Here is a 26,875-nt window from a genome sequence, read left to right as displayed (position 1 = left end):
CATTTATCTGTGTAAACCTTACCACATGAGGGACAAAATCTGCTTTTGCAAGTAAATGGAACGATCTTTTTTTCTTTGCCCCCGCAATCTAAACACCAGTATTCAGCAAACCCGTTTGGGGGGTCCCCACATCCAAGGACCTTAGTGACAGCTTCCTTTTCGCATTCACGGATAGCCGCTGAATACTTCGCTTCAAACTCAGGCCATTTTAACTTCAGTATTTCTTTAATTTTCGACGAGTACCTCATGTCTAAATATTACCATAATATGGGCTCATTGGGTACCCCTATAAGAGCCCCCCAAAAAGTATACTTTCCTTAACAACAAAAAACCGGGTCAAACCCGGTTCTGAACTTCATTAACTTGTTATTGCAACCCGCATGTTTTGACCTGATTCGGGGATCCTGTAACCCTCGGCCAGAGCTGCGTAAATCCAGGATAGCTTGACTTCCTCCAGTTTTGCGGCCGCCTCTTCACGCGTCCTTCCGTGTGCCTTGCAGCCGGGGAGGTCGGGATGTTCGGCCACCCACTCCCCGTCCGGAAGGGGGGTGAATGTTACCGGATAATTGACGTGCCGGTAGGACTCACTTTTTCTGACCAACTCATCGTGGTTTTCCGGAATGTCCAGGAAACGGTCAAGCTCCCCCTCAAAGGCTTCTTTGTTGAATTTAAAAGATTTGTTAATGATAACTGTCAATATCATCACCCCCTAACTCGGCCTGGTCAGGCCGATATGCTCAAGCAGCTTTCTTATGTCCAAGACCTGATATTGTTTGAGATTTTCACTCTCCATCAAAACAATAACGTAGGGGTAACCCGGGTAAGTGAATACCCTGTGGCTGCCGCCTCTTTTCCGCATGGTGCAACCAACGCTGATGAGCAGTCGAGCTGCTTCCTGGTATGTAATGTCAACCGGTACGGGCCGCGAGTAGATCTTTTTGATTAACTTCTCAAACTTGCCCACGACTTATACCTTCTTTGCTTGGTTATATTATATCACACGTTGCTTAAGGGTAAATATTTCGATAAAATAAAATCACATATGATCACGGCGGGGGCCATCCCGCCGGCAGCTTGCGACGAATATTGCTTCTTTCTCGACGTACCCGCGCCCCCATGGCCTGGGGCACGGGCATACGACGGCCGATCCGCTCTTCGAGCGGGGAGCTGCTTTGCGCTCACTATTGCGCATGGCCTCCGCCAGGGGCGCTGTTCTCCCTGTCGTCACTTTTTTCAGCACCTGCCCGACCGGAGCCTCGGCTCACCCCGCGGCAACTGGGCCAGCAGCTTGAAAAATATTTATTCAGTTTTCCTTTTTGTTTTTGTACCTAATGCATCACAAGGTACGACCAGTTAAATAGAGAGCAGTGGGAATTTGAATTAATCAGCCACAATCCATTTTTTGGATGCTTCGATGGTAGCCAAGGTAGGCCGTGTAAAATTTCAATAGGTACCAGAAGGGGATCAGCCCAATGAAAAAGAAATGAGACCTCGCCCCAAAAAAACACCAAAAATCAAGCTAAAGGAGTGTGAGGTCTCATGTTAAATATTCGCCACATAGTGGGGGCAGTCCTTCTTTTCGTTAAGGGTCTGATTGAATTACTTGGTAGTTGCAAGGACTTCTATGAACTTGAAAAAGGTATCCACGAGCTTTGTCAGAAGGTCAGCAACCAAATATTCACCTGGGCACTGGAACAGCTCGATACCCGCCTGATGAATGAACGTGACCGGAGTACCTGGAGGGTGGTCGGGTTTCGGGATAAAACAGCCATCAGCACCTTTGGGGAGTTTCTCTACAAAAGGCGCCTGTACAGGAACAAAAAAACCGGGGAAACCAGCCTCTTTTTAGATGAGCTACTGGGCTGGCCAGCCCGGGTCAGGATTACCCCCCGCTTAAAAGAACTGGCTGTCAAACTAAGCACCGAGCTTTCCTTTGCCCGGGCCGCGGACATTTTGAGCTACCTCGTTCCCGGCGTAAGTCCCATGACCATCTGGCAGGCCACCCAAGAAGTAGGCGAAGTTCTCCAACGCGAAGGCCAAGAAAAAAGAATAGCGGTTTTTGAAGACGGCGAAGCTCCCGGAGGGAAAGAGGTGGCGCGGTGGACGGAGCAAATATCCTGGTGGATAACCTCGTTGAGCTTGCAGCCCGGCATTCTATGCAACAGGTAGTTCTGGGCCTGGAGGCTACTTCTAATTACGGTTACCACCTGACCGCTTTTTGCCAAAACTCGGAGAAACTGGCCCCGTTTTCACCGCAAATCCATGTTTTAAATCCCAGGACGGTCAATAACTTCAAGAAATCTTACAATGACTTGCCGAAAAATGATGATATTGATGCCTGGGTTATTGCTGATAAATTGCGCTTCGGTCGCCTCCCGGAGGAGGTTTTTATGGACGAACGTTTCCTTGCCCTCCAACGGTTGACCCGCACCAGGTTTCACTTAGCTCAGACGATTGCCCGGGAAAAGACGTATTTCTTGAACAATCTTTTCCTGAAATTCAGTTCCCTGCGCCAGGAGAAGATCTTTTCCGACCCCTTCGGTGCTACGGCCATAGCAGTGGTAGAGGAGTTCTATTCCCCGGACGAGATTGCTGCCATGCCTTTAGAGGAACTGGTTTCTTTTCTACAGGAGAAGAGCAAAAACCGCCTGGTGGATGCTGAAGGGGTGGCTAAAGCCCTGCAGAAAGCAGCACGCTCTTCCTATCGCCTGAGCAAGTCCCTGGCTGACCCTGTTAACGCCTGCCTGGCTGCCAGTATCAGCGTCATCCGGGCCCTGCAGTCAGAGTTGAAAAGGCTGGATAAGCTGATTGCCCAGCATCTGGAGGCCTTCCCTCAGACTTTAACTTCCATCAAAGGCGTTGGCCCGGTATATGCGGCTGGCATTCTGGCCGAGATCGGCGACATCAGGCGGTTTAAAAGCCAGAAAGCTCTGGCTAAATACGCCGGTCTGGTATGGAACGAACACCAATCCGGCCAGTGGAAGGCCCAGGATACCCCGCGGGTTCGCTCCGGCAACAAGTACTTGCGCTATTACCTGGTGGAGGCAGCTAACCTGATTAGGGTGCATGATCAGGAATACCGCGAATTCTACCAGGCCAAGTACAATGAAGCCCGTACGCATAAACACAAAAGAGCACTCGTCCTTACCGCCAGAAAACTGGTCCGGCTGGTTTTTGCTTTGCTGCGCTCAAACCAGCTTTATACGCCCAGGAAAAGGGGTGATTGATCGCCTCCTTTAAGTGTGACCACTGCAGGTAATGCCCAGATATTGTCAGTTTCTGGGCCTGGTTCTTAACCCCAAAAATTTTTTCCAATTTCCCTTCAAAAAGTGCTTGACTTTTTACCGCTGCGCTCCTATAACCCCTCCTAATAAAGCGTGAGTGAAAAACTCTCCCCTGGCCCCGTGCCTTTGGAGAAACCTTTCCCGGCCGGCCGGGCAGACCCATATGGTCCTGGTACCCTCGAAGCTGGCCGCTTTGGCTCTCACCTGGGCGGAAGTATAGTGTCCCACGTCGGCTTCCACGTAGATTTCCTCCCCGGAATCGCTGACATAAGCAGCATCAGGAATCTCAATGCCGCCGCTCCCTTTGTAATACTCCCTTTCCACCTCGATTACGTCACCAATCCTGAAAGTGTCTCTCTCTGTTGGACTCAAACGGTAATAGATTTCATTTGTCCTGACCTGGTGCAAAATTTCGTCCCACTTGCCCGGGTGAGTGAAAACCTTCTTGCTGTCGAACCCACCCTCCGGGCCTGTAGCCCATTCCTTACCCTGGTGGCCTAAACAAAAAACCCTTACCCAAATGCCCGGTTTTTCTCCAGGAACTGTTTCGCTCTGAATGTAGCCCGCCTTTTCAAGCCTCTGCAGCCTCTCCAGGCAGGTCCTCTCTTTTGCCGTGGGCCAGTAGGCGTTTTTGATTTGTTCCAGGGAAAGCACTCTACATCTGGCCAGATCCGTAAGGATGGCCTTGTCGCGCTCAGTCAACTGCTTTGCTTTAGTGATTTTCGCGATAGTTAAACACCTCCCGTAAAATAACAGCCCCGCCAAAAACCGGCGGAGCGTTTTATGGGGGTCCGGGGGGTTGTACCCCCCGGCGGGGGTTGGGGGTTTGAAAGGGGGTAGGGGGCGGAGCCCCCGGCCCCCTTTTGCGGCCCGAAGCGCAGCCGGCAGGCAGTGAAGTGTTGCCCCCGGCTGCCGGTGCAAGCGTTGCCGGCGGAGCGCAGGGCCGCCGGAGCTCGGCCGGGTGAGCGCGGAGCGCGAACCCCGGAGGGCCGAGGGTGGCAGGGGCGAAGCCCCCTTGCCCCCGCGAAGCGGGGGTGCCGCCGAAGGCCCGGAGCCCGGCTTACTGCGCTCCGGCCCGTCAGGGCCGGGAGCAATACCGAGCGGCAGCGAGGTATTTTTGACAGCGGCCTGCCGCTCAGCCACGCCCTGACCACGGTAATGGGGTGGTGCCAGTACCAGGACACCGATTCGAAAGCATGGGCTGCTGCAGCCTTCTCCGCCGGAGTGGCAAATAGGGGTTGCCCCTTTAGCCAGGTTCCGAAACCATGCAGCCAGGCCGCGGCGGTCCCCAGGATCCAGACGTCCAGGATGAACAGGGTTATTAAGCCCAGAGTCTTTTCTTTCATGCTTTGCCACCCCCAATAAAAAAAGCGGCCGGCACGATAGCCCACCGCTGATTGTTGCTCCTAATTACAGGATATGGTATACTGGACAACAAGGTACAGTTCAATGGTAGTTCGTTTAAACGGCCTGGTATCACCGGAAGAAATAAAGCTAAAGGCGCAGGCCAAAATGTCAGCAGCCGCCCGACCTTCAGGAGACCGACGTCCTGCGGACTAAAACTTACCTGCAGGAAATCATCGATTGTAGTGGTAACGGCAAAGATGACCTGACCATTTTTTACCGGTTGTGAAATCTGGAAAGCAACGGTGATCCATGTGTACATATCTCAATTAGTCTGGAATAAGGAAGAAATTCCCTTACTATGCCCTGGACCGGACTGAATCCGGGCGATACCTCTTCATCGTATTTATTCGATTCAAACACGGCCGGGCGATGGTTGTTACCGCTCGGGATATGGATCAGGCCGAAAGGAAATACTACCAAAGGAGAGTTGGAAAATGACCCCGAAAAACAAAATCCCCGACTTTAAAACAATAGAAGAAGCCCGGGAATTCTGGGAAACTCACTCTTTGGCGGATTTTACCGACGACCTTGAAGAGGCCGACGAAATCCAGTTTGTCAAACGAAACAACCTGGTAATATCAATTGACCTGGAAAAAGAAGATCTAAAGCGCCTGCGCCTACTCGCCCAAAAGAAAGGGGTCCGGTTAAACGACCTGGTAACCACCTGGATCAAAGAACGCCTGCACTCTGTAATAACCCAGCCAAGTTGTGAATATGTGGCATTAGGCTTACCGATGCTCAGGTGCAGGCTCTGTGGGTTATTTTATCGTCCTTACCCCTGCCTTTTAGTTCCCGTCCTGTCCCTGCTGTCGCACGAAAAAAAGAACCCCCTTGCCCGCGTCCCTTTTTTTTTGGGACTTGCGGCAGGGGGTTTCCGTCCCTCCATCCCCGCGATAATTGCTAACGAGTTGCAAACCGGTTGCAAACCAGTTGCAAACAGATTGTCCAGAAACCCAGTAAAATCAAGGGTTCTATTTTGGACTGTTCTGGATTGCCAGTTTATGTCAAACACTCGGAAGCCTTGAAAATCAAGGGTTTTACAGGTCCGATGGTTCCTTTAATTAATTTCCTCTACTTCAATGACAACAGCCAAATATGTCCCCCCAGTTCAAAAAGGCGTAGCCCTACGGCCACGGACAGTATGAAAGCCCCCCAGGCCAGATCCCATCCTCCTGGAGGAGGAAGGGCCTTTTTGTGGTTCTCCCCCGAATATCCCCTGGCTAGCATGGCGTGGTATATACGCTCCCCCCGCTCCCAGGAGCGCATAAACAGGACGGCTACTGTCTGCCCCAGGGTGCGAAAGGTGTGCCGGTGGAAAAGATGCCTGCCCGGCACAAACCCCCGGGCCGCGCGGGCCGTATTCATCCGCCGCAACTCATCGCCTACCACGTAGATATAGCGGATGGTAAACTCTATCAACTGGATGAACACAGCCGGTACTCGAAAGAAGGACAGCGCTTCCAGCACACGGCGCAGGCCGGTTGTGGCTATCAGGAAGTTTAAGGCTAAAACCGCAGCAAAAACCCGCAGGGAAAGCATAAGGGCGTGCTGCCACCCTTCCTGTGTAGCGGTTAAGGTTAGTATTCCCCACTCCCAACGCCAGAAGGGGTCACCCGGGATGATGAAGGGGAACAGGAGAATCATTACACCGGCAAAGGGCAGCAACCACAACAGGCGACCGATCAGATGACGCAGGTTAACCCGCGCCGCTGCCGTAAGCACCAGCAGAAAACCCACCGCCAGAACCAGACCTGTCCGGGAGGTAAGCATAGTCGACAGGGCAACAAAGCCCCCTATCGCCACCACCTTGACCCGGGGCTCCAGCCTGTGCATGAACGACCCAGAGTGCCCGCCGGGTTGAAGAAAATGGTCCATCACCCGTGACACGTCAACACTTCCTCACAGAAAAAGACCATGTGGTAACACGCCTGTCTTTCCGGGCAGGCTGTTGCCTCCATGGCCTTTCTTCATCTTTGTTCGATTTTATAAAAAAGTTCAAAAACCATGGGATCTCCATGACCCCGTTTAACTGATTATACCATCAGCAACCCCTTGAATTCAAGTATTCTTATCTCAGCCAGCCACGGTGAAATAAGGTCCTGCGGGCGTCAGGAACGCCCCTTCCCGGCATTTCCCTTCGGCCGGACAAAAACCCGGCTCAGAAGATACATGGCCGCAAATACCAGCAGTGTGCCCACCAGGCCGGCCAGGGAAGTGGCCAGGCCCTCGCTGGCAATGCCGGGAAAAACGTAGTCGGGCATCAGGGCGTGGATCAGTTCTTTCCCCTCGGCAAGGTGCAGGAATCCTTTGTCCTCGGCCACCCGCTCCAACCCGTCCGGGCTGGGAGAAGCAAAGGGAGAAAGAATGGCGGCAATGGCCAGGGCAACCAGAAGGCCCCAGATTAAATTCTTCCTGTTCATAACTGCTCACCTCCCGCATAACTCTTCTGCCCGGGCTGCTCCAGCCCCCATAACCGGGAAACAAAGGAAACCACCACCACGGTAATCAGACCCTCGCCGATACCGATCAGGGCATGCCACCCCAGCATGGCCGGCAGGACCACGGCCAGGGGTACAGTACCGGAGAAGGCAATTTCCAGGCTGCATGCCAGTGCCGCAGCCATTACCGACAGCCAGGCCGCCAGGAAGGTAGCTACAGTGCGGCCGGCATTACCCCTGAACAGGCCGCCCAGTAGCCGGTAAGTACCATAAGCCACCCACGGGGCGATTACCGCCATATTCAATACGTTCGCCCCCAGGGCGGTCAAACCGCCGTCATAAAAGAAAAGCATTTGAATAACCAGTACCGTGGTCAAAATCAAGCCGGCACTCCAGGGGCCCAGCAGAATTGCCGCCAGGGCTCCTCCCAAAAGGTGGCCCGAGGTGCCGCCGGCCACCGGGAAATTAATCATCTGGGCGGCAAAGATAAAGGCCGCCATCACCCCCAGGGCCGGCACCTGTCGGTCCTCCAGCACTTTCCTGGTGTTCGAAACCGCCGCAGCCAAAGCCCCGGCGCTAACCGCACTGGCCCCCACCCAGATCTTGGGGTCCAAAAATCCGTCGGGAATATGCATTAGACCGCCTCCTCCTGTTTCGATAATTTCAACCTTCGCAGCCTTATAATCACCAGGGGAACAAAAATGACCACGCTGGCCTTCCCCTGGAAGAGACCTCCGTGGTCACCATTGTACCGTAATGCCGTTGTCCTTTTGGGCTGGCTGTAACGGGCACCTCCTTGATGCCCATTTTTCAAAAAGCCGTTACTTTATGTAGTATTCTGCAGGCCGGGTTGAAATCCTGCCGGCCAATAAAAATTTTCCCCTCCACCTCAAGCGGCGGCACTTCATCTGTCCACTCCAGAATCTTTTTTCCCGTTGGAGCCGGGCTTAGCAGCAAAAAACTTTGCCGGTAGAAAAACATGTTCCAACATGATACAGAGCAACATGCCGGTTAAAAAACCGTTGCCCAGAAGATACCGGGCCAGGGCCGGTATACCGGCCAGCGCCTGGGGCGGCAGCATCATGGCCCCCGTACCAAAAAGCAAGGTGAGGCCAATAATGTAGAAATCGCGGTTATCCAATTGCAAACGGAGGTAATCCCGCAAACCAAACCCTACCATCCGGCAGAAAGAAACCAGCAAGACTGAATAACCCACGGGAATGGGTATGGAGGACAAAAAGGCTCCTACGAGGGGAATAAGACCCAAAATCGACATAATGATGGCAAACAAAATAAAGGGCACCCGGGATGCCACCCGGGTCATGCTCACCAAAGCGGCGCCGGCCGAAAAAGGCACAAACCCCACGGTGGCCCCCATCCCGGCCATAATGTCGGCCACCCCGGTCAGGGCCACCCCTCTGTTATACGCCTGCCGGGGCACCTCTTGCCCTATGGTTTTTTCCATGGCCAGAATGCTGGCCACCAGGTTGCTCAAAACCAGAAGGCCGGTTATGACCGAAGTGATTATAATGCCAGCGTCAAAGGTAGGAGTACCCCAGGCAAAAAGTCGGGGTAGCTCAAAGGCACCGGAAACCGACCAGGGCACGCCGGGAGCCAGGCCCAGGGGGAGGGATACCAGCCAGCCCACCCCGATACCGATGAGCACCGCTATGCTGCGGGTAAAAGGCCGCCCTCTCAGGCTGGCCCAGAGAACCACCGCTACAACAATTATTGAAAGCAGGGCCGCCCGGGGATTTGCCCCTCCCCCATTCATGCCCGCACCCAGCATGCCCCGCACAAAGGTGCCGCTGAGCTGCAGTCCCAGCAAGATCAGCACGGAACCGGTCACCGCGGGGGTGAACAGGCTCAAGGCACTGCCTACCAGACGGCTGGAACCTGCCAGCACCAGCACTGCCCCGGCCACCACCATTCCCAATTCCAGGTCGCTGCGCAATACCGCCAGCGGTTTTTCCAGCCCCGGCGCCAGAGCGGCCAGGGTGATGAACACACCCCACCACATACCCGATGGCCCTTCCATAATCGGCAATTTATGGCCGAAGAGGACTTGCAAAAGGGAGGCCAGGCCGGAGAAAAACAGGGTACGCTGGGCCAGAGCCGCAATATCCGGCTGGTCCAGCCCCAGCGCCCGGCCTACTACCAGGGGCACTACTGCCATATTGGCCAGCGTAAAGATCAACCACTGCAGGGCGTATACCACGGTGCGCGAAACTGGTGGGGTTTCGTGCAGATCGTATAAGAGTTGTTGATCTGCCGAATTTGACATTGATTCTATGAGAGCCCCCTTAAAGGACAGCTATTTAAAATTTTATTTCAAACCGTCCTGAAAATACTTACTTACCTGCCGGTTGCGTCGCTTCGTACAAAACGGTGGTCATTCTCAATCCTCTGTTGGCAGCACTAAGAACGTCATGGGTGTGTAATTGGAATTTACGCCAGTTCCAGGCGGACCCGGCTGCCCGGGCCGCCGGGACGAGCCGGTTCGACAATCAGGCGGCGGGGCAGGCGGCTTTTCAACTGGGGCAGGTGGCTGATCAATCCGATGGCCACCCGCTCCAGGGGCAGGCGCTCCAGGGTATCCATCACCGCCTCCAGGCACTGCTCGTCCAGGGAACCGAAACCCTCATCCAGGAAAAAGAACTCCAGGGGAGCCCGGCCCCGCCGCTGAATCTGGTCCGACAAGGCCAGGGCCAGGGCCAGGGAAACCAGGAAGGTTTCCCCGCCGGAAAGGGTTGAAACAGGCCGTTTAAGGCCGCCGTTACCCTCGTCCCGGAGAATGAACCCTCCCTGCCCGTCCAGCTCCAGGGCGTAACGGTAACCGGTGAGCCGGCCCAACCGCTCCGTGGCCAGGGCAACCAGGTTCTCCAGCCGCCGGCGGGCCAGAAACTCCACCAGCGCCTTACCCCGCAGCAGTCCCTCCAGCTCCCGCAGGAGCTCGGAACGCCGGGCCAACTGCCGCCGCTCCTCCTCCAGGGTGGCCCACCGCTGCTGGTTTTCCATTAGCCTTTGCAGCAGCACCCCCGCCGCCCCTTCCTGCTGCTGGGCCATACCCAGGGCTTCTTCTGCGGCCTGTAATTCTTCCTGCAGCCGCAGCCAGTCTCCCTCGTCCAGGCGCATGCCTTTCAGGCGAGCCTCCACTTCCTGCAACCCTTTCAGCAGCACCTGTTCCTCCTGGCGGTGTTTCTTCACCTGATCGGTTAATTCCTCCCGCTCCTGCGGGTCCAGCAGGGCGTCTTTAGCCTCGGCGGGACCGGCGAAATGGTTCTCCCGGGCCGACCGCTCCAGACGCCGGCACAGGTCCTCCAGCCGCCCCTGCAGGGCGGCACAGGTCTGTTCTTCGCCCTTCAGTTCCAGCCGGACCCGCTGAAAGGCCTCCGTTGCCTTCTGGCTTTCTTCCCCGGCCCGTACCACCGCTTCCTGCAGAAAGGATAGCTCTTTCTGTACCTGCTCCAGGGCTTCCTGCACCCGCAAACCGCCGGTAAGCTGGTACAACTCCGCCTGGAGCCGCCGGATCTGTTCTGCCCTGCCCGCCAGGGTGGCTTTCAGGGCGCCCTTTTGAACCACCAGGTCCCGCAGGTCATCTTTAAGCTGCTGAAGCCGCCCGGCCAGATCTTTCAACTCCGCCTCCAGCCCTGTTATCTCGTCCTGGCAACGCCGGTGCTTTTGCTGCTTTTCCTTTAAAGCATCCCAGTACTCCGGGACCTGGTCCGGGTCCGCCAGGCCCAGCACCTCCAGAAACAGCCGGAGTTTTTCCCTGACCGCCTGCTGCTCCGCCCCTTTTTCCCCCAGGTGCCGGCAGAGGACATCGATCTGCCGGGCCAGGCCTGCCTGATCGGATTGCAGGCGGGCGAGGGCAAGCCTCTGCTCATCCAGCTGGCGGCGCACTTCCTCCTTCCGGTCCAGGACTTCTTTTAAGTGCTGCTGCCAGTCGCGCCAGGCCCGCTGCTGCTCCTGATATGCCTGTTCCGCCCTTTGCAGCCGGGCGGGGAGATCCTGCACCGGCACCCCCTGCCATTCTGCCGGCAACTCGCCTCGCAAACGTTTGCCCTCCGCCCCAACCTGCTCCTTTTCTTCCGCCAGTTGTCTCTCCCGGAGCTTTAAGGCCGCGATCTCCGTTTCCAGCTGGACGATTTTCTTTTCACACTCCTGCCATTCATCCCGCCGCCGCGCCTGCTCCTCTTCTGCGGCTTCCACCGCCTTCTCATAGGGGGTGAGTTCCGTCCCCGCAGGGGAGGCGGGCGAGGGATGATGGGGCGAACCGCAGACCGGACAGGCCCGCCCCACCTCCAGTGTCCGGGCCAGGGCGGCGGCCATATTCCGGTGCCGGGCTTCCTCCAGTTCCCGCCGGGCCCGTTCCAGAGCCTTACCTGCCTCATCCAGAGCCTGCTGCAGGATTGCCGCCTTCTGCCTCCAGGCTTCCCGCTGGCGCTCGAGCGACTGCCGCTGCTCCCCGACCTGCCGGTGTTCCCCCTGGAGCCTGTTGTACCGGGCGGCCAGTTCCTGGAGCGCCTGGATCCGGTGCCTGAGGTCCTGTATTTCACCGGCCCGTTTTTCCAGGTATCCATCCGGTACGGGCGGGTTTCCCTGCAGGTGCTCCAAATCCTCTTTATACCGCTTCAGCTCCCATTCCAGTTCCTGCACTTGCCGGGCCAGTTCCGTCTCCTGCTGCTGCAGCGCGGCAAGTTCACGGCCCGCCTCATCCCGCTCCCCTTCCACCTTTTTTATTTCCTGGCCCAACCGGGACAGCTCGCGGTACAGATCCAGGGCAGACCGGGCCTGCTCCGCATCCTCCGGCGTAACCTGAAGCTGCTCCCGCAGCCTGTAAAGCTCTGCCAGACGCCGCTCCCCTCCGTCAAGCTGGGAAGAGAGTTTTGCCTGTTGTCTTTCCAGAACCTGAGCGGCCCGTTCCCATTCTTCCAGCTGTTCCCGTTCCCTATCCTGCTGGGCAAGCCAGGTATCCAGCTCCTTTTCCTGCTCCCGGGCCTGTTCCAGCCACGCCTGCTGCTTTAAAAGAACCGGCCCCTTTTCATCCCACTGCTGCCGCACACGGGCGGACTCCTCCTCCGCCACCCGGGCAGCCTCCTCCCGCCGTGCCAGTTCTTCCTGCAAAGAGCGCAGCCCCTCCCGGCGTCTTTCCAGATCTTCTTCCAGGCGCCCGCACTCTTCCAGCAATCCGCGCATGGTTTCGGCCCGGGCCGCCCGTTCCAGGCGTTCCTCGGCCCAGCGCACCTGCGCTTCCGCCGCCTGGAGTTCCTGCAGCCGGCGCTGCAGGTTGACCCGCTGCTCCTGAGCCTGACGGATCTCGCGGGCCTCCTCCAGGCGCCTGCGGATCACCTGCAGGTTCTGTTCCGCTTCCCGGCGGGCCGCCCGGTTCTTTTCCAGAGCCTGACGGGCCCTCTCCAAAGCCTGGGGTGAACAGTCGCCCAGACCCTTTTGCTCCGCCTCTACCCTGTCCAGGCCTGCCTGCACTTTAGCCCCGGCATCGCTAACCCGTTTCTTTAACTGCTCGCCGAACCGGTCGAGTTCAAAAATGCGCTCCAGCATTTGATTCCGGTCGGCCGGCCGCAGGGCCAGAAACTCGGCAAAGCGGCCCTGGGGGAGGACCACCGCCCGGGTGAAATCGTCCGCTGTGAGCCCCAGCAGCCTTTGAACTTCTGTTTTTACCTGGTCGGCTCCATCCGCCAGTACCCTTTCCCCATCCGGGTCGATGCGCACCAGCCGGCACTCCCGGGTATGGGCGCCAAAATCGCTGCTTTTGCGCAGCACCCGCTCCACCCGGTAGCGGAACCGCTCCTCCCCCCGGCCCACTTCAAAGGTGAAGGCTACCCGGGCCTGTTCGCTCTGCTGATTGATGATTCCCTCCCTCCCCCGGCTGGCCCGCTTCACCTCCCCAAACAGGGCCAGGGTAACCGCATCCAGGATGGTGGACTTGCCGCTCCCGGTGGGACCGAAAATGCCGAAAATTCCTCGCTCGCACAGGGCTTTGAAGTCCACCACCTCTTCCTGGCGGTAACTGTGCAACCCGGCCAGGCGCAGCTCAACCGGCCTCAACTTCGTCTCCCCTTTCCTCTGCCGCAGGTTCCAACAGTTCCAGGAAAATACGCACCAGATCGGTTGGCGGCTCGCCGCCCCCGGTCTGCTGGCGGTAAAAAAGCTTAAAAAGCTCGTCCAGGGGCAGAGCGCCCACATCCGGGGTTCCGGCAGCCTCCCCTTCCTGCTCCGGCAGGACCGTCCTGATGTCGATGATCCCCGGCCGCATCTCCCGCAGCTGCTCCACCTGCTCCCGGGTAAGGGGAGCTGCCGCGTGAACTTCCAGATCAATCCAGGCCCGCTCATCCCGCCCGGCCCGGCACCAGGCCAGTACTTCTTCGTACCCCCCGGTGGCCCGCCAGCGCACCAGGGGCCGGCCGGAGTTCAGGGTTATTTCCCGGAAATGCACCGGCCGGCCAGGGAAGGCCTCCACCAGGACGACGCCCTTGGCCTGGCCGGCCTCGGAAAAGCTGTAGGCCAGGGGCGAACCGCTGTACCGGCAGGGGACGGGTGCACCAACCACTTCCTGGGGCCGGTGCAGGTGCCCCAGGGCCACGTACTGTACCTCGCGCGGAAAGGCACCCGGGTCCACGCTGTAGGCCCCACCCAGGGACAGGGTGCGCTCGGAGTCACTGATCTGTCCGCCGTACATATAAAGGTGACTGACGGCCAGGTTTACCGCCCCCGGGCGACAAAAACCGGCCAGTTGCTTTAAGAAGGCCGCCACCCGCCGGGAATAGGCCGCCTGGCGCTCCGCCGCTTCTTCCAGGGATGGGGTGAGCAACTCACCCAGCCGGGCCTCGGACGGGTAGGGCAAGGCCAGAATCACCGCCGGGCAGGGCCAGCCGGGCCCCTGGAGCACCAGGTAGGAGGGACCTGACTTGAGCACCCCCGGCCCCGGCGGCAACACGTCCCCCGGGCGTCCCAGGATGTGCACCCCCTGGCGCACCGCCAGGGGAGCCGGAGCGGCCAGGCGCTCGGGCTGGTCGTGATTGCCCGCGATCACCACCACCTGTCGCCCGTCCACTGCCAGGCGGGAAAGGGCGTCAAAGTACAGTTCCTCGGCCCTGGCCGGGGGGTTTTCGGTGTCGAAGACGTCCCCGGCCAGCAAAACCAGGTGCACCCCCTCGTCCCTGGCCAGAAGGGCAATCTCCTCGATAAACTGCTCCTGCTCATCCCAGCGCCGGTGGCCGCCAATGGTTTTCCCCAGGTGCCAGTCCGAGGTATGTAATATGCGCAGGGCCTTGTCCAAGTTAAATCCCCCTTCAAACCGCCACCGCCCGGTTGAGGACGAAGAAGTAGATGTACTTTTCCAGAACCGGCCTGGCCAGGATTTTTACCGCCGCCCGGCTGTAGAGGTCGAGTTGAATGCGGTAGCGGCGCACCGCGTCCCCCAGGCCTTCTTCCGTCAACCGGTCAGTCTTGTAGTCGATGATCACCAGGCCGTTTTCTTCCACCAGCAGGCAGTCGATGACCCCCTGGAGGAGGATGAACTCTCCCGGCGGCACTTTATCGCTTAACTCCGGGTAAAGCTCCGGCACCTCCAGGCCCAGGGTAAAGGGCACCTCCCGCCAGAGGCGGTTATCTTTAGCGGCAGCCAGCACCCGCCTCCCCAGGTCAGTCCGCCAGAAGCGGGCGATCTCCGCCGGGCGGACCAGCTGCAGTTCTTCCGGGCGCAGGATTTCCCGCTCCACCAGCCGGTCCAGGTGCCGGCGCACCCCCGCCTCATCCGGGAGATCTTCCAGCTCCAGGCTCTGCATTACCAGGTGCACCACCCGGCCCCGTTCGGCTCCACTCATGTGCTCTCCCGTGTAAAAAGCAGGCAGGTCAAACCCGGGGGGGAATTCCTGCAAAGTCACCGCCTGCTCCGGGGGTGGTGCCAGCCTTTCAGCCGGTACCTTCCCCGTCCAAATTTCCCCGGGCACCTCCTCACCGGTCCACTCCTCCAGCTCCTCGTGCCGGTGCCGCCATTCGGTAACCGTGACTTTGGAAGGCAGGCGGGCCAGCTCCCGGTGGGGGCTGATCCAGAACAGGCGCCGGCGCAGTTCGCCGGGGCTCACCAGTTCAGCCCCGCCGCCCGGCCAGCTTTCCTCCTGCTGCCGGAGCCAGTCCTCGGGCAGCGGTTCCAGCCGCTCAAGCCACCGGGTCCAGGAGGGACCCCCTTCTTTCGCGCCCGAACCGGCTTCCGCCCACAGCCCCTGGAGAGCCGCCGCCGGCCACAGGTGCACCTGCCAGCACCCTGTCCCGGCCGCCACCGGCTCCCCGCCCGGGGAAAACCCGGCCAGGGCCGGATGGCTCCACAGGGCCGGGCCCAGCCAGTCCAGGGCACACCTGGCCCCCGCCTGCAGGGAGACGCCCAGGGACCCTTCCGGCGGCACCGCCGCCACCCGGCTCCGCCAGCCCTCCACCTGCCGGTCCAGATTGCGCACGGCGGCGGCCAGGATCAGGCGCTCCCGGGCCCTGGTCAGGGCTACATATAAAAGGCGCATTTCTTCGGCCAGGGTTTCCAGGCGCAGGCGCTGCCGGATCACCCGGTGGAGAACGGTAGGGTAACGCACCCCCTTCTCCAGATCCACCACCACAGGCCCGCAGCCCAACCGGCGGTGAAAAAGAAAGTTGCCGCTAAGATCCCGCAGGTTGAACCGACGGCCCAGGCCGGTTACCACCACTACCGGAAATTCCAGGCCCTTGGCCTTGTGGACGCTCATGATCCGCACCACGTTTTCGTTTTCGCCCAGGGAGCGGGCGGCATCCATGTCCCCGCCTTCATCCCGGATCTGTTCTATAAAACGCAGGAAGCGGAAGAGCCCCCGGTAGATGGTCCCCTCAAAACGCCGGGCCCGGTCCACCAGCGCCCGCAGGTTGGCCTGGCGAACCACCCCGCCGGGCATGGCCCCCACCAGGTCGTAGTAGCCGGTCTGGCGGTAAAGTTCCTCCAGCAGTTCGGCGGGCGGCAGCCGCCGGGCCAGGTCCCGCCACTGGTCCAGCCTTTTCAGGAAACGGCGCAGCCGTTCCGCCAGCTCCGGGTCCACCCCCGGCGGCTGGTGCGCGGCCTTTTCCACCGCAGTGTAAAAGTCGCCTTCCGGGCAGGCCAGGCGAATCTCCGCCAGCCGTGGGGCATCCAGCCCCACCAGGGGTGAACGGAGCACCGCCGCAAGGGGGATGTCCCGGCGGGGGTTGTCGATCACCTGGAGGGCGGAGAGTATCGTTTCCACCTCCGGGGCGTCGAAGTAACCCCCCGTGCCGTCCGCGTAGGCCGGAATATCCAGGCGGCGGAACTCCTCCAGAAACACTCCCACCCGGCCCCTTAAGGAGCGCATCAACACCACCACATCCCGCCAGGTGACGGGCCGGTATTCCCTTTTCTCCCGGTCGTAGATGTGCAAATTCTCCTGGAGCACCAGCCGGTGCACCCGCTCCGCCACCCACCGGGCCTCCAGGCGGACCAGGTCCAGTTCCTCCATGTCCGGCTGCCCGTTTTCTTCCCGGCCTTTTGTGCCGGTGTCCTGATCCGCTTCCGGAGCGCGGAAATCCAGCAGGTGGATCTCCACCGGGCCGCCCGCCGTCCCTGCCGTACTTTCCGGAAAACTGGCCCCGGGGCAAAGGCGGGCTTCTTCGTCGTAATCCAGCTCCCCCACCCGCCGGGTCATCAGCCGCCCGAAGAGGTAGTTGACAGTCTCCAGGATCTCAGGCCGGCTGCGGAAGTTGGCGCGCAGCGTCAGGCGCCAGCCCGGCCCGGGCTCCTGCCCCGGGGCAAGAGGCCTGAACCGGTGGTAGCGGTTTAAAAAGACCGTGGGATCCGCCAGCCGGAAGCGGTAAATGCTTTGCTTGACGTCACCCACTAAAAAGCGGTTATCTCCCCGGGAGACCAGCTCCAGGATGGCCTCCTGCACGCCGTTTATATCCTGGTACTCGTCCACCAGCACCTCTACAAAGTGCTCCCGGTATTCCGCGGCCACGGGGGAAGGAAGGAGGGGTGCCCGGGGATCCGCCGGCGCTTCCTCCCCCCAGGGGGAACCCTCCCCGTTTTGGGCCAGAATGGCCAGGGCGTAGTGCTCCAGGTCGGCAAAATCGGCCACGGCCCGCTCCAGCTTGGTCTGCCGGTAGGCCTCCCCAAACCGCAGTACCACCGCCACCAGCTCCTGCACCAGGGGGGCAACCCGGGCCAAATCGCCAATCATATCCCCCGGCGAACGGGAGAAATATTCATTAAACAGCCCCTGCGCCCGCTTTTTGATATGGTCCCGCAGTTTTTTCACCCGCTCTTTAATTTCATCCAGCGCCTCTCCCCTGGCCGTCCTGGGCAGGGCCGGCCACTTTTGACCCTCTTTCAGGGCCAGCTGCAAGTCCTGAAAGGGTTTATCTACCAGTTTCAACCAGCTCCGTACCCTTTCCAGGTCTTTTTCCAGTACCGGTGCGTACTGCTGCGGCCCGCCGGGACCGGCGGCCAGGCGCTGTGCCTCTTCCAGGACGCCCAGCCAGTCCTCCAGTTCCAGGCGCATCATTTCCTGCCACTGTTCGTGCCAGGGCTGCTCTTCCCAGGAACGGGCCGCCGCCCCGGCCAGGGATTCTGCCACCCAGTTCAGCCAGGCCCGGGGCCGGGGCAGGCTCAGGGCATAATCGTACAGGCGCAAAACCAGCTCCACCAGCTCCCGGTCGTAGCCGTGGCGGCCCGCCAGGACCCGGGCCAGGTAGAGGAAAGGTGCATCGGGCGGCGATTCCCGGTGCTCCTCGTAATATTCCTCCAGAACCTCTTCCAGTACCTCTAAGCGTAAAAGGGACGCTTCGTTTTCATCCATCACCCGGAAGCCCGGATCCAGTCCCAGCAGGTAGAAGTGGCGCCGCACCACCTCGCCGCAAAAAGAGTGCAGGGTACCGATGGAAGCCCGGGGTACCAGGAAAAGCTGGCGCAGAACCAGAGGGTGTGCCGGGTGTTCCTGCAGGGACCGGTTCAGGGCCGCACCCACCCGCTGGCGCATCTCCCCCGCCGCTGCGTCGGTAAAGGTAACCACCAGCAGGCGGTCGAGATCCACCGGATTTTTTTCGTCCAGCAGGCGCCGGATAATCCGCTCCACCAGCACCGCAGTCTTGCCCGAACCGGCAGCAGCCGAGACCAGCAGGTTCCCTCGCCGGGTGGTAATGGCTTTTTGCTGCTCTTCAGTCCAGCGAGTAGAGGTCAAGGCCCTCTCCCTCCTCTTGAGCGGCCCCCTTCCGGAGGCGCTCGCGCAGCTCTCTGGCATCTGCAACCAGGCTCCGGTAGCGGTTTTCGGGCAGCCACAGGTCGAAACGGCACACGGGACGGTACAGGCAGGCATTACAAGCGCTGCTGCTGCCCGCTTTCAAAGGGGCGATGTCCACCCGTCCCTCGATAATGCCGCCGGCGATTTTCCTGAGCAGCCCGCCCAGGACATCCAGGAGAATCCGGAACTCCCCGGGTGTAAATACGGACGCCTCATGGCGCCTGGAAAGGCCGCCGCCGGCATTCAATCCAGCAGGCACCAGCAGGGATGTGACCCCGGCTGCAAGGGCCCGGTCCAGCAGGGAGTACAAACCAGCGCCCTGATCCACCAGCCAGCCGGATAACCTGAACGCCTTCAGCCACTCCCGCTCCAGTTCCTCCGGCGGCAGGTCCGGCTGGACCAGATTCAGGATGGGCCGCTGCACCTGGAAGTAAAAGGCGCCCGCCGGCAACAGGGACTGCTGGTAGCGGCGGCAAAGAACCGCAAAGTGCTCCAGGGCCACCCACAGGTAGACCAGAAGCTGGAGCTGTACCCCCGCCAGCACCCCGGGAAGGCTGAGCCCGCTGGGACCGGATTTGTAGTCGATAACCCGCAGGTAAAGGGCATCAGCGCCCCGCCCCAGGTCCACCCGGTCGATGCGTCCCCCAAGGCTTAAAACAACCTCCTCGCCCAGGTCCAGCTCCAGGGGCGGCAGAACCAGCCGGGGCCAGAACGGCAAGGTATTTGTTCCCGTACCCGGAACCCGGGGCGGTACCTCCCTCCCTTGGGGACCAAAATATACCTCCAGGGCTGCGGGACGAAAACCGCTCCTTTGCATCTGCCTTACCAGCGCCCGGGCGGAATCCTTTACCCGCTCGAAGAGCCGCGCCTTTTGCTGGCGCAAGCGGGCGCTGGAGAGCAGAATGCGGTTTTGCAGGCGGGAAGCCAGGTTGTCCACCAGTTCCGTGCATATGCGGTGTACGTCCTCTTCCCCCAGCTCTTCCCAGGGGAGGCCGTCCCCTTGCACCCGTTCCACAAAGAGCCGCAGGGCTTCGTGGTACAGCTGGCCCGTGTCGGGCGGCGCCAGCCGGTATACCGCCCGCTCCTCCAGCCCCAGGCCATAGTCCAGGAAATGGGCGAAGGGGCACTGTACGAACCGCTCCAGGCGGGAGACGCTGCTAAAGAGCTTGTACTTTTGCCCTTCCCGCCTGCCCCAGAGTCTCAGACCCAGTTCGCGCCCCAGGGGGGGTTCCACATTGCGCCCCGTCAGCCCGGCTATTAAAATGGATAATTTTTCCCGCCAGCTTTCCTTTTCCAGCAGCAGGTTATGTACCCGCCACCACAGGGGGTGAACGGGGAGCCCCCAGGATGCTTCCCGCCAGCGCAGGGCCAGGCGGGGAAGCAGCCCCGCCGGGTGCTCCACGTAATCCACGTCCGCCGCGCCGCCCGGCGGCTCCACCGGCAGGAACCGGGGCCTTAAATCCGGCAGCAACTCCCGCACCCGGCGAATCACCGGTGAGGGAGTGACGGCCCGCCCCTCCCCATCCCCCAGGGGGTAGCTCAAGAACAGCTTGCCGCCCGTACGGGTCAGGACCTGGTAAATCAGAAATTGCTCCTGGTGCAACCGGTCAACGGTACCGGCGGGCAGCTCCCGGTCCCGGTCCCGCAGCAGCAGGGTGAGCTGCTCCCGTTCCCGTTCGGTGAACACCCCGCCGGTGCGAATGCTGGCGGGCAGCGCCCTTTCGGTGAGGCCGGGCAGGAAGAGGGCCCGCACATCCCGGGGCGGGCGAGAGCGGTCCAGGCTGCCCACGGTCACCGCATCCAAGGCCGGGGGAATCAGGGAAAGGCGCATGGCCTCAAGGCCCGCATCCAGCACACCGGACAGCTCCGCTACGGTAAGCTCTACGTTCCCCAGCACTTCCACCAGCTCATCCAGCAGGCCGCTCACCAGCCGCCAGACCTGGCGGTGTTCCCGGGCCAGGTCGGGATGCCCTGCCTCCTGGGCGGCCCGGCTCCAATCATCCAGCTTCCGGGGCACTTCCAGGTCCAGGCACAGCTCCAGCAGGATCCGGGCCCACTGCCGGCCGGAAAGGCGCACGGCGCGACCCGGTGCACTCTCCCGCGCCTTTAGGTGGGCGGACCGCAATTCCCTGATCGCCTGCCAGCGCATGCGGTTGATCTCTTCCAGTTCCGGCGGCGGGGGCTCCTGCCGCTCCCCGTCCCCGCCCCAGGTTCGGCCGGGCAGGTAGTTCCAGGGCTGCGGGTTGTACCAGCAGCTGCCCCGGATGCCGGCCGCCAGGACGTAGTTCTCCAGCCGGTCCACTTCCCCGGCATTCAACCGGGCCAGTCCCGTCTTTAAAAAGCGGAACACGGGCTCGTAGGCCCAGTTTTTCTGCCACACCTCCAGGGCCGCACGCAGCAACTCCACCAGGGGGTGGTGGATCACCGGCTGCTGGTGGTCGATAAAAAAGGGGATCTCATAATCCGCCAGCATCCTCCGGAACAGGGGGAAATAGGTATCCACGTCCCGCACGGCCACCATGATCTGCCGGGGGCGCAGGCCCTCTTCCCGCAGCAGCCGCCGGATGGCCCGGGTTACTCCCTCCACCTCGGCCCGCAGGTTCACCCCGGCCAGCAGGCATACCTTTTTTACGCTCCCGGTATAGGGAACGGTGGGATAGCGGAAAAAGTGGCGCTCCAGGTGGGCCAGTTCCGGCGCCCGGGCCAGGCGCCAGGTGCCACCGGGCACCAGATACTCCTCCCGCACCGCCACATTAGCCTCCCGGGCCAAACGCTTAAGGCGCTCCCTGGTTTGCCAAGGTTTGACAAAGGGATCGTGCTCCTGGGGGCGCCCGGTGACAGCCGGATCAAGGCATAGGGTTATGGTTATTTCCCTGGCTTTGGAAAAAAGCGCCCCCAATACCGCGTATTCCTGCGGGGTAAAGGAGGAGAAGCCGTCCACCCATACCCGGCAGTTATTTAAAAAAGGGGCGCTGGAAAGGCGCTGGGCTAAAAGGTCCAGGTAATCATCGGGATCGGTGAACCGTCCGGCCAGCTTTTCCCCCAGCCGCCGGTAAACCAGGCACAAATCCTGAAGCTTCTGCCCCAGCTGGCTATCCCTGCCGGACACCAGTTCCTTCAGGTCTTCCGGGGCAATCCGGTGCATTTTCAGCTCGCTGATTAAATCAGATAAAGAAGCAAGAAAACCCGGCCGGTTGGCCAGAGAACCCATCAGGCCAAGGTTTTCCCTTTCTTCCATCAGGATTTTTTTAAGCATCATCCGCCGCCCCAGCTCGCTAACTGGGAGGCGGGCCGCGCCGCCCGACTCCCGCAGCACCCGGTGAGCCAGGCGGCGAAAGCTGTACACCTGGGCCCGCAGGCTCCCTCCCCGGGCGGCCAGTTCCCGCTCCATATTAAAAGTGGCCTGGGCCGGAACAATCAGGAGCAGCGGGGGACCCAGGGGTTCCCTTTCCAGTTCCGCGCAAACTTCCAGCAGGCAGCGGTGGGTCTTGCCCGTCCCCGCCCGCCCGATTAAAAGACGTAAGCTCATCCCCTATCCCTTCTCCGGCGCGTAACTGATACTTATTCCTTACCCAATTCTACCCGAAAAAAGAATTCCTGGCAATTTTTCTTTCTGAGGCATCTGCCCGGGCTCAACGTCGCTCGCTTCCGTGCAAACGGTGGCCTTTTTTCATCCTCTGTTGGTGGCGCTGAAAGCGTCATGGGTGACTACTTTCCTTTCTTGTCATCACAATTCCCGAAAAAATTTTACCTGCGTTTAGAAAACTTGTGCTTGATTTCACGCAGCTCTTGTGCTATGATGGGAGTGACAAAAGTAACCTGAATTGTCAACACACACTTGTTCGAAAGGCAGTACCTGGGCCTTAAAGGTAACGAAAGGACAGGTGGCTTTTTTTAACCGCACCTTAGTGCACTCATTCACAACTATATGTGTCTTATCTCACATTCCACTCTTGAATATAAAGCAAGCCTTTCCGTTGTTCCACCTTTAACAACTCCAGACAAGACAACTGTTGGCATTTAACTGATTAAACAAAGATTGGGGGGTGCTTATCCAGCTATGCACTTTCGGTTACATGGCCTTTTTATACCCAGGATAGTACATAAGTTCACAATTTGCCGGGAATCTGATGCAAAGGGGGTGGCGGGAGCTCTATCCAGCTACATCACGGTCCAGTGACAATGAAAAAGGCAAGGAGGGGTTTTTATGGCCAAAACTTTAGAAGATATCACCGGGCGCGCCCGGTCCCAAACCGCCGCCAGACCTTCAGAGGCACCCAAACCACTTGAGTTGCAAAAGGAATTTAAGTGGGACTTGAAGCGCACCGTATTCATCTCCCTTGGCCTGGGACTGTTTTTCCTGCTCTACTTCTTACCCCCGCTGCCGGTAGCCGTGGATCCGGCGGGCAAAGAGTTCGCCCTTTCCCGGCAAGGCCAGCTGGCCATCGGGCTGTTCCTTTTAGCCGGCATCTGGTGGGTGTTCGAGGTTATTCCCATCGGGGCTACCGCCCTGGCCATCGGTATCTTCCAGGCTTTATTCGGCATCCGGCCGGCCGACGTTGCCTTCAGGGATTTCATGGATCCGTCGGTATTATTCATCCTCGGTTCTTTAATGGTCGGCCTGGCTTTTACCAAAGTGGGCCTGACCAGGCGGCTGGCCTTTAAGATGCTGCAGATCACCGGTGAAAACACGAGAATGATCCTTCTGGGAGTTTTCGTGGTTACCGTTATCCTGACCCTTTTCATGGCCCACACGGCCGTAGCCGCCACCATGTTCCCCATTTTAATGGCCATTCTGGGGCTCTACGGCACCAGAGAAGGTGAAACCAGCCGGTTCGGCAAGGCCCTGTTCATCGGCATGGCCTTCACCGCCGGAGCGGGCAGCCTGATTACCTTGCTGGGAGCCGCCCGGGGTGTAGTGGCCCTGGGGTTCTACAAGCAGATTACGGGCCAGGAAATCAGCTTTGCCCGTTATACTGAGGTCATGGTCCTTTACGGCTTCGCCATGATGCTCTTAATCTGGCTTTTGATGATCATCTGGTTCAGGCCGGAAAAAGACCGCATTGCCGGTCTAAAGGAAAAGGTGAGAGAACTCTCCGCCGGCCTCGGCCCCCTGACCAAACAGGAAATCTTTGTCGGTGTAGCAGTGGCGGTAGTGGTAGCTCTCCTGGCTTCGCAAAACTTCATCCCGGCGCTGAAAAGCCTGAACAAGAGCGCCATTATGCTCACGCTGGGGTTACTGTTCTTCCTGACCCGCTTATTTACGGTGGAGGATCTGGAAAAGCGGATTCCCTGGAATATCGTCCTTCTATTCGGCGGAGCCATGTCCATCGGCTTCTGCCTGTGGCAGACCGGGGCCGCCCAGTGGATGGCCGTACACTGGCTGGGCATGTTTAAGCAGGCTCCCTGGTTGATCTTCGTGCTGGCCATCTTCTTCCTGGTAATGGTTATGACCAACTTCATCATGAACGTGGCCGCCATTGCCATCACCCTGCCCGTGGCCCTGATCATCGCCAAATACCTTGGGGTCAACCCGGAACTGATCCTGTGGACCTCCCTGGCCGCGGCAGGATTGCCCTTCTGCCTGCTGGTGGGGGCTGCACCCAACGCCATCGCCTACGAGTCCAAACAGTTCACTGCCGGTGAGTTCTTCGTTGCCGGCATCCCTGCCAGTATTATGGCCCTTGTCCTGCTGGCCGTGTTTGCCCTGACCATCTGGCCGCTTCTGGGTGTGCCGGCACTGCTTAAATAAAGTTTTAAGAACCGGAAGCGGGGCAGCACCTGTGCTGCCCCGCTTCCGGCAAAAAGGGGGAAAATATGGTGTTGCAGCAGGCCCCTGCGGTCAGCTGGAAACCCGGGGGGTTCCCCGTGGTAAGCGCGAATGCATTTGTCCATGAAACGGCGGTTATAATTGGAGACGTGGTTATTAAAGATGGGGTTGCCGTATATCCGTTAGCGGTTCTTCGGGCCGATGAAGGATTTCCCATTGTCATTGGCGAATACAGCAACGTACAGGATGGTGTGATCGTCCATTGTCTTAAAAGGGGCAGCGTAACCATAGGCAAAAGGTGCAGCCTGGCCCACGGGGCCATCGTCCACGGACCGTGCGAAATCGGGGATGATACTTTTGTGGGGTTCAGGGCCATGGTTATGCGGAGCCGCCTGGGTAGCAGGTGTTTCGTCGGCCACGGGGCATTGATAGACGGAGTAGAAATACCCGACGGCAGGTATATCCCCAGTCTTGCCGTGGTGACGGCACCGGAGCATGTAGCATCCCTGCCGGAGGTCTCTCCCCGACAGTTGGAGTTTGCCGGGGAAGTGCTTGCGGTCAACCGGGAGCTGTGCGATGCCTACTTGAATTTTTACAGGAGGGGTGAACTTTGTCCGAACAAACCCAGGTAATCTTGGCCACGGCCGTTTTTTTGCTTACCTACGCCGTGATTGTTTCGGAAAAAATCCACCGGGCGGTGGCCGCCCTGGTGGGAGCAGCAATACTGGCTCTAACCGGGATTTTAAACCCCGAGGAGGCAACTCACGCCATTGACTTTAACACCATCGGCCTTCTGGTGGGCATGATGATCATCGTGGGCATCACCCGCCAGACGGGTGTCTTTGAATACCTGGCCGTCAAGGCGGCCCGCCAGGCCAGAGGCGAACCCCTGCGCATCATGGCCGCCCTTTCCCTAGTGACGGCAGTCCTCTCGGCTTTTCTGGACAACGTGACCACGGTGCTGCTGATTGTTCCGGTTACCTTCGCCATCGCCGGCCAGCTGCAGATCAGCCCCATACCCTTCCTCATTGCGGAAATCATCGCTTCCAACATTGGCGGGACGGCCACATTGATCGGCGACCCGCCCAACATCATGATCGGCAGCCAGACCCACCTGGGATTCATGGATTTCGTGATCAACCTGACGCCGGTAATTGCAGTAATCTATATTTTAACAATTTTCTTCCTGCGCCTGATTTACCGCCGCCAGCTGGTGGCCCGCCCGGAACTGCAAGAAAAAATTATGCTCCTGAATGAAAGGGATGAAATTAAGGATCCCGTCTTGTTGAAGAAGTGCCTGCTGGTACTGTTTCTGACCATTACCGGATTTGTCCTGCACCAGTACCTGCACCTGGAGTCCAGTGTCATCGCCCTTTCCGGAGCCAGCCTGCTGTTGCTGATCACCCGGGAAGACCCGGAACATGCCCTGCACGCGGTGGAATGGCCGGTAATCTTTTTCTTCGTCGGCCTCTTCGTAGTGGTGGGAGCGCTGGAAAAGGTGGGGGTCATCGAGGCGGTAGCCCGCTTTTCCCTGGAGGTCACCCAGGGGCAGCTGGTGCCCGCGGCCATGCTCATCCTGTGGATCTCCGCCCTGGCCTCGGCTTTTGTTGACAACATCCCCTTCGTGGCTACCATGATCCCCCTCATTCATGACATGGGGCGCCTGGGCGGGATGACAAACCTGGACCTGCTCTGGTGGGCGTTGTCGCTGGGTGCCTGCCTGGGAGGCAACGGTACTATCATCGGCGCCTCGGCCAACGTAGTGGTCATCGGTATGGCGGAAAAGAGGGGCCATCCCATTTCCTTCCTCGGCTACATGAAGGTGGCCTTCCCGCTAATGATCATGTCCATTGTAGTATCCACGGTCTACCTGCTCTTCTGGCACCACTACCACGGGCTGGTATCCCTGGTGGGAACCCTGGCGGTGGCAGCCGTACTGGGGCTGGTGACAACTCTCTTGAATAACTATCTCTTCCGCCCGCAAGACCGGTCCTCAGCCAAAGTGCTGTCCAAGTACAAGGAGGCCTAGAAAGTATAGTTAAACACAACACCCGCCTGAAATGGCGGGTTATTTTTATCCGGTCCTTTATTGTGTATCATCCGCCGGTAACGATTCTGCTCAATTCAAGAAACAGTTCCTTGTCGCGCAAAAGACCCACCACCCGGTTCTTTTCCTCCACCGGCAGGATTTCAAAACCGCTGTGAGATAAGAGATAGGCCGCCCGGCTCAAGGGGTCCTGGGGCTGCAACGTTGCCGGAAAGGGATGCATGGTTTCCCGCACTTTTCTTTTGGCCATTTCCTGGACGCGTGAGGTAAAAAGGCCGTTATAAGAAGGGGGTTCTTCTGTGGGGAAGGAAATTGACCATCCGGCATAGGACTCCCTCTGGGGGAAGGGTAAATGGGCCAGGGCCAGCAGGTGGTCAGCTTTTAAAAGCCCAATGGGAACTCTGGCTTCAAGCACTACGAGGGGTGGAATAGCCCCCGCCCGCGACTGCAGGGCAACCCTTTTCATCAAAGATAGGGCATCCTTTAGACTGCTATCCGCGGGAATAGTCCGGCAGGCTTCCAGGGAAACCATTAAATCCCCCACGGTTTTTTCCCGTTTAAATGACATGGCCAAGACATCGCCAGCGGATTGTACCAACGCAGGCATCTCAAATCCCCCCTTACCCTGCTGCTGGTGATGA

Annotated in this window: 19 protein-coding genes and 1 pseudogene; 6 read left to right on the top strand and 14 right to left on the bottom strand. The window is 59.3% G+C overall.

The window, feature by feature from the left end:
* The 3 genes from BUA65_RS09675 to BUA65_RS09665 all read right to left on the bottom strand — a co-directional run.
* On the bottom strand, positions 1-248 hold a 248-nt coding region (locus BUA65_RS09675; RefSeq protein WP_207543880.1), incomplete at its 3' end, for a transposase zinc-binding domain-containing protein.
* A 110-nt stretch (positions 249-358) separates the two neighbouring features.
* A complete protein-coding gene (locus tag BUA65_RS09670) occupies positions 359-697 on the bottom strand; it encodes a type II toxin-antitoxin system HicB family antitoxin (protein WP_114281483.1) in 339 nt (112 codons plus the stop codon).
* Positions 698-709: 12 nt separating this feature from the next.
* Entirely contained in the window at positions 710-964 is a 255-nt protein-coding gene (locus BUA65_RS09665) for a type II toxin-antitoxin system HicA family toxin (RefSeq protein ID WP_072869253.1), read from the bottom strand.
* A gap of 575 nt (positions 965-1,539) precedes the next feature.
* Here BUA65_RS09665 and BUA65_RS18565 point away from each other — a divergent pair.
* Both BUA65_RS18565 and BUA65_RS18560 read left to right on the top strand, forming a co-directional pair.
* Positions 1,540-2,094, top strand: a pseudogene (locus BUA65_RS18565) (UPF0236 family transposase-like protein); the annotation flags it as partial.
* Between the two features lie 5 nt (positions 2,095-2,099).
* Positions 2,100-3,227 (top strand): IS110 family RNA-guided transposase, encoded by a 1,128-nt coding sequence (locus BUA65_RS18560; protein WP_242656298.1) that lies wholly within the window; start codon positions 2,100-2,102, stop codon positions 3,225-3,227.
* 114 nt (positions 3,228-3,341) lie between these two features.
* Here BUA65_RS18560 and BUA65_RS09650 read toward each other — a convergent pair whose 3' ends face one another.
* Both BUA65_RS09650 and BUA65_RS18840 read right to left on the bottom strand, forming a co-directional pair.
* On the bottom strand, positions 3,342-3,986 hold the full coding sequence (locus BUA65_RS09650; protein WP_242656296.1) for a replication-relaxation family protein: 645 nt from the start codon (positions 3,984-3,986) through the stop codon (positions 3,342-3,344).
* 29 nt (positions 3,987-4,015) lie between these two features.
* Complete coding sequence (locus tag BUA65_RS18840) at positions 4,016-4,630, bottom strand: hypothetical protein (RefSeq protein WP_242656295.1); 615 nt, start codon at positions 4,628-4,630, stop codon at positions 4,016-4,018.
* 495 nt (positions 4,631-5,125) lie between these two features.
* On the opposite strand from BUA65_RS18840, the gene BUA65_RS19210 reads away from it, so the two are divergent.
* Positions 5,126-5,716: a CopG family antitoxin gene (locus BUA65_RS19210; RefSeq protein WP_072869250.1), complete on the top strand. Its 591-nt coding sequence runs from the start codon at positions 5,126-5,128 to the stop codon at positions 5,714-5,716.
* A 46-nt stretch (positions 5,717-5,762) separates the two neighbouring features.
* Here BUA65_RS19210 and cbiQ read toward each other — a convergent pair whose 3' ends face one another.
* The 8 genes from cbiQ to addB form a co-directional block, all read right to left on the bottom strand.
* Positions 5,763-6,578 carry a cobalt ECF transporter T component CbiQ gene (cbiQ, locus tag BUA65_RS09635; RefSeq protein ID WP_084062252.1) on the bottom strand — a complete coding sequence of 272 codons (816 nt, stop codon included), beginning with the start codon at positions 6,576-6,578 and terminating at the stop codon, positions 5,763-5,765.
* Positions 6,579-6,799: 221 nt separating this feature from the next.
* Positions 6,800-7,111 (bottom strand): PDGLE domain-containing protein, encoded by a 312-nt coding sequence (locus BUA65_RS09630; protein WP_072869248.1) that lies wholly within the window; start codon positions 7,109-7,111, stop codon positions 6,800-6,802.
* The gene (locus tag BUA65_RS09625; protein WP_072869247.1) at positions 7,108-7,764 is read right to left on the bottom strand and encodes an energy-coupling factor ABC transporter permease; all 657 of its coding nucleotides are present in this window, start codon (positions 7,762-7,764) and stop codon (positions 7,108-7,110) included. Before BUA65_RS09625 ends, BUA65_RS09630 begins: the two co-directional genes overlap by 4 nt.
* Before the next feature lie 269 nt (positions 7,765-8,033).
* Entirely contained in the window at positions 8,034-9,413 is a 1,380-nt protein-coding gene (locus tag BUA65_RS09620) for a uracil-xanthine permease family protein (protein WP_072869245.1), read from the bottom strand.
* 164 nt (positions 9,414-9,577) lie between these two features.
* Entirely contained in the window at positions 9,578-13,198 is a 3,621-nt protein-coding gene (locus BUA65_RS09615; RefSeq protein ID WP_072869244.1) for an AAA family ATPase, read from the bottom strand.
* Positions 13,185-14,429 (bottom strand): exonuclease SbcCD subunit D, encoded by a 1,245-nt coding sequence (locus BUA65_RS09610; protein WP_207543879.1) that lies wholly within the window; start codon positions 14,427-14,429, stop codon positions 13,185-13,187. Before BUA65_RS09610 ends, BUA65_RS09615 begins: the two co-directional genes overlap by 14 nt.
* 13 nt (positions 14,430-14,442) lie before the next feature.
* A complete protein-coding gene (gene addA, locus BUA65_RS09605) occupies positions 14,443-18,357 on the bottom strand; it encodes a helicase-exonuclease AddAB subunit AddA (protein ID WP_072869242.1) in 3,915 nt (1,304 codons plus the stop codon).
* On the bottom strand, positions 18,335-21,946 hold the full coding sequence (gene addB, locus BUA65_RS09600) for a helicase-exonuclease AddAB subunit AddB (RefSeq protein WP_072869240.1): 3,612 nt from the start codon (positions 21,944-21,946) through the stop codon (positions 18,335-18,337). The genes addA and addB overlap by 23 nt, the downstream gene beginning before the upstream one ends.
* A gap of 678 nt (positions 21,947-22,624) precedes the next feature.
* Between addB and BUA65_RS09595 the strand changes: the two genes are divergently transcribed.
* The 3 genes from BUA65_RS09595 to BUA65_RS09585 all read left to right on the top strand — a co-directional run bounded on the left by BUA65_RS09595 (position 22,625) and on the right by BUA65_RS09585 (position 26,216).
* Complete coding sequence (locus tag BUA65_RS09595) at positions 22,625-24,169, top strand: SLC13 family permease (RefSeq protein WP_084062247.1); 1,545 nt, start codon at positions 22,625-22,627, stop codon at positions 24,167-24,169.
* Positions 24,170-24,234: 65 nt separating this feature from the next.
* A complete protein-coding gene (locus BUA65_RS09590) occupies positions 24,235-24,819 on the top strand; it encodes an LbetaH domain-containing protein (protein WP_072869239.1) in 585 nt (194 codons plus the stop codon).
* Positions 24,798-26,216 carry an ArsB/NhaD family transporter gene (locus BUA65_RS09585; protein WP_072869237.1) on the top strand — a complete coding sequence of 473 codons (1,419 nt, stop codon included), beginning with the start codon at positions 24,798-24,800 and terminating at the stop codon, positions 26,214-26,216. The genes BUA65_RS09590 and BUA65_RS09585 overlap by 22 nt, the downstream gene beginning before the upstream one ends.
* A 67-nt stretch (positions 26,217-26,283) precedes the next feature.
* Here the strand turns inward: BUA65_RS09585 and BUA65_RS09580 are convergent, their stop codons facing one another.
* Entirely contained in the window at positions 26,284-26,841 is a 558-nt protein-coding gene (locus BUA65_RS09580; protein WP_072869235.1) for a CBS domain-containing protein, read from the bottom strand.
* Positions 26,842-26,875: the final 34 nt, after the last annotated feature.

Origin of the sequence: Desulfofundulus thermosubterraneus DSM 16057 (assembly GCF_900142025.1) — a bacterium.
Lineage (GTDB): Bacteria > Bacillota > Desulfotomaculia > Desulfotomaculales > Desulfovirgulaceae > Desulfofundulus > Desulfofundulus thermosubterraneus.
This window is presented reverse-complemented; position numbering and strand designations above follow the sequence as displayed.